General features: G+C 65.1%; 4 protein-coding genes. 1 reads left to right on the forward strand and 3 read right to left on the reverse strand.

Features of this window, described 5'->3' with window-relative positions; translation table 11 throughout:
* Nucleotides 1-285 precede the first annotated feature (285 nt).
* Complete coding sequence (locus tag VFB18_RS01795) at nt 286-642, reverse strand: DUF6582 domain-containing protein (RefSeq protein ID WP_324970562.1); 357 nt, start codon at nt 640-642, stop codon at nt 286-288.
* Between the two features lie 170 nt (nt 643-812).
* On the opposite strand from VFB18_RS01795, the gene VFB18_RS01800 reads away from it, so the two are divergent.
* Nucleotides 813-1553 carry an SH3 domain-containing protein gene (locus tag VFB18_RS01800; RefSeq protein WP_324970563.1) on the forward strand — a complete coding sequence of 247 codons (741 nt, stop codon included), beginning with the start codon at nt 813-815 and terminating at the stop codon, nt 1551-1553.
* Nucleotides 1554-1572: 19 nt separating this feature from the next.
* Here VFB18_RS01800 and VFB18_RS01805 read toward each other — a convergent pair whose 3' ends face one another.
* Together VFB18_RS01805 and VFB18_RS01810 are read right to left on the reverse strand one after the other, a co-directional pair.
* A complete protein-coding gene (locus VFB18_RS01805; RefSeq protein WP_324970564.1) occupies nt 1573-1803 on the reverse strand; it encodes a hypothetical protein in 231 nt (76 codons plus the stop codon).
* 55 nt (nt 1804-1858) lie between these two features.
* A complete protein-coding gene (locus VFB18_RS01810) occupies nt 1859-2377 on the reverse strand; it encodes a hypothetical protein (RefSeq protein ID WP_324970565.1) in 519 nt (172 codons plus the stop codon).
* Nucleotides 2378-3246 lie beyond the last annotated feature (869 nt).

Genomic DNA, 3246 nt, shown 5'->3' on the forward strand with positions numbered 1-3246 from the left:
GTGGCGCGGTCGCGCGCGATTTGCGCCGCCGCGTCCTTCCGCCGGTGCCGCCACTGCATGGCGGCGTAGGCGATGGCCGCGCCGAGCACGGCGACGGCGACCACATCGATGACGATCCACAGCCATCCGCCGAGTTCATTCATCACGGGATCTCCCGAAAAGCCAAAAAGGAGCCGGCGGGCTTGCCCCCGTGCTCCTTTTCTCTCTTGGATTTTGCTTCAGAAAGAACGGGCTGCGCGCCGCGAAGTTCCGCGCGATCCGGCGATTTGTCGCCGGCTTCACCCGTCATTTGTGCTGCTGGCCCTCATGTTCTTTGCGCGTCTCGGCCGCTTTCTGTGCCGATCTCCTGCGATCCTCGGCGGTGCGGCCCGTGCTCGGCCGGCGCCCGAGCTGTTCCCAGTCCTCCTCCGACATATCGACGCCGTAATGCTCGGCTGCCTTCTTGATGTTGGCGAAGGCAAGCTCGCGGTCCTCGTCTGACACGCCGACCGTCTGATCGAAGCGGGCGATCGCGTTGCGCACGTGGCTCGCGTCGGTCAAGGGCTCTTTGCGCTGCTTGGGGAAGGCGAACACGCTGTCCGGCAGATCGCTCCGCTCCGTGAGTTCGCCGTGCTTCTCGTGCGGTTTCCAGGTGGGATGCATGGGACCTCCTTGTTTTTCGAGCGCAGCCCGCGGGAGTGCCCGTGGGCTCCAACCGTAGGAGGGCGAGGAGGTTCCGCGTAGTAGGCGTGGCATTCCGCCCCTCGTGCCAGTGTTTGCGGGGGGGAACGGGACAGCCGCCCAATTCGTTTGGCGTAAAGGAAAATCATGCGATGCGCCTTTTGCTGATTTTTGCCGTTCTTGTCGGGCTCATCTACGCGGGCCGCGCGCTCATCTTCGGCGGCGAGGCCGAGCAGCCCGCGTCGAAGCCGGGCACCGCGACCGCGCCGTCAGAGCCCACCCAGGCGCTTTCCGCCGATGCGCTCACGCCCTCGCCGCAGGGCTCGCCTCACGCCATCGCCGTCGAGCAGGCTGCGGCGCCCGCGGAAGCCAAGACGGCGGCAGCACCGCCGCCCGCCGAGAAGGCGCCAGTACCCTCGCCGGCGGAAGCCTCGCCCGCGCCAGCGCCGGCAACCTCGACGGCAAGCGCAGAAGACGGCGCAAACCCGAATGGCACGGCCGCGCCGCCCGATCAGCCCGCGTTCATGCGCGTGACGGCGCCGGCGACCATCCGCGAAGGGCCGGCGACCTCGGCCAAGATCGTCGGCGTGGCGGAGGCAGGCGCCGAGGCGCAAGTGCTCGGGCGCTCATCGGATTGGGTCCGCATCGTCGATCCGGCGTCGAAAAAGACGGGTTGGATCCACGAAAGCTTCCTCGCCCCGCAAGCCGCGCCGCAATCGCGCCCGGTTCCGCCCGAGGAGATGGCCGCGCTCGCCGGGCCGGAGAGCGAGGCCGCCCCCGATTACGATCAGCAGCCCTCGTTCAGGCAGAAGCCGCGCCGGCACGCTTATCGCCACCGGTATTGGCGGCACCGTCTCGTTGTCGGGCCGCTGATCCTCAGATTCGGCTACTAGCGAAGCAGCTTGGCAGGCTTCAGGCCACGAATTCGCCTTGACAGGCGTCGCAGCGGAGCCGGTCGCCTTCCTCTTCGCGCCCGGCCCAAAAGAGCTGCGATTTTGCTCCCAGCCTGACCCAGCAATTGGGGCAGAGGAAAGCATCCGCATCGTAAGCCGCGAGCTTGTCCCGCGCGCCGTTCGGCAAGCCTTGGGCGATGCTCGCGGCGATCTTTCGCAGTTGCGGCCCGTGGTCTGAATGCATGGACATATTCTAACCCGTGCGCGGACTGCGCGCTAATCACCGCTTCGTCAGCGAGCGTGTCCTAGCGGTGCAGGGTGAGGCTGGTGGCCAGCCGATAGGTGCCGGTCTTGGCGTTGAGCTTGATGACGTTGATGGTGTGGCCGTCCCCGGTGAGCTTGATGCTCATGCGGCCGGAGAACTTGTCGCCGGAGATGACCGCGTGGATGGTATTGCCCTTGGCCGTGCCGCTCACGGTGCCGCTGGCGTCGTAGACGCTCTCGTTCCACGTGCCCTTGATCTTGCCGCCCTTGTCGGTGACCTTGAGCAGGGTGTTCACCTCGTAGTCATCGCCCTTGCAATGGAGCGTTTGGGTGACGTTGCTGCCCGCCACTTTGTAGTTGGTCGTGCAGTCGACCTTCTTCTTCTCGCCGCTGTCGAGAATGACGATGCCCGAGCCCTTCCAGTCGCCCTTGAGCTGGTCGAACGGATCGCCCGCGGCGGCGGGCGAGGCGGCCTCGGCTTGCCATGCCCAAGAGGCGGCGAGGACGACGCTCACAAGGGCTGCGCTCCTGACGGCTTGCGACAGCGGCTGATGCTGCATGGGATCTTCCCCCTCCTTGCGGAACCCCGAAAATCTCCTTTGGCGCATGGGTTTACCATGCCGCCACGGCTTGCGGCTGGCTCATAAAGCCTCAGATTGCGCTCAAAAAAAGTCAGTCTAAGGTCCGTTTCGCAAGCGCAAAAATCGAAGGACAAGCCCTGGCCCACGGCGCCGGCTGACTCGCGAAGGCCCGGCAAGCCCGTTTGCTACACCGAGAAGGTCTGACTTGCGCATCCGCTCCCCGCGCTCGAAGGCCCGGTTGAGGCGCAAAAGAGGAGCGGGCACCCGCTGGAAGGCGGGTGCCCAGGTAGGAAGGGGAAAAAGATTTGGAGTCGTCAGGTTCATCGCTTCGATTAGCGATTCTGGTTGTAGCTCTGCGGGAAGTCCTGAGCGAGCGACGGCGCAGCGGAAGCGACGATGAGCGCGATGGTGATGAACAGGGTCTTCATTGGGGGTCTCCTTTCACAGGGTGAACGTGGTGACCGCGCCTTAGCGGGTCATGTACGTGTTGGGGAAAGTGTCGGCGAGGACCGGCGCGGCAGAGGCGACGACCAGAGCGACGGCGAGGATGAGCTTCTTCATGGTGGTTCTCCTATCAGGTTCGGTTCGCGATCCGCGGTTAGCGGGTCATGTACGTGTTGGGGAAGGTGTCGGCGAGGACGGGCGCGGCAGAGGCGACGACCAGGGCGACGGCGAGGATGAGCTTCTTCATGGTGGTTCTCCTTTTGATATCGATGCTGGCCGGAGGATCCTTGGTTCGACCGGCCGGCCGTTCCGTTCGAACACTAGTGAAATGGGACGGGCAGGCGCGTTTGCCCAATAGCTGGCGGCTATAGAGTCGGTGCTTTAGGCGTTCGCGAGGAAATGGC

The sequence above is a fragment of the Methyloceanibacter sp. genome, from assembly GCF_035650995.1.
Classification (GTDB): domain Bacteria; phylum Pseudomonadota; class Alphaproteobacteria; order Rhizobiales; family Methyloligellaceae; genus Methyloceanibacter.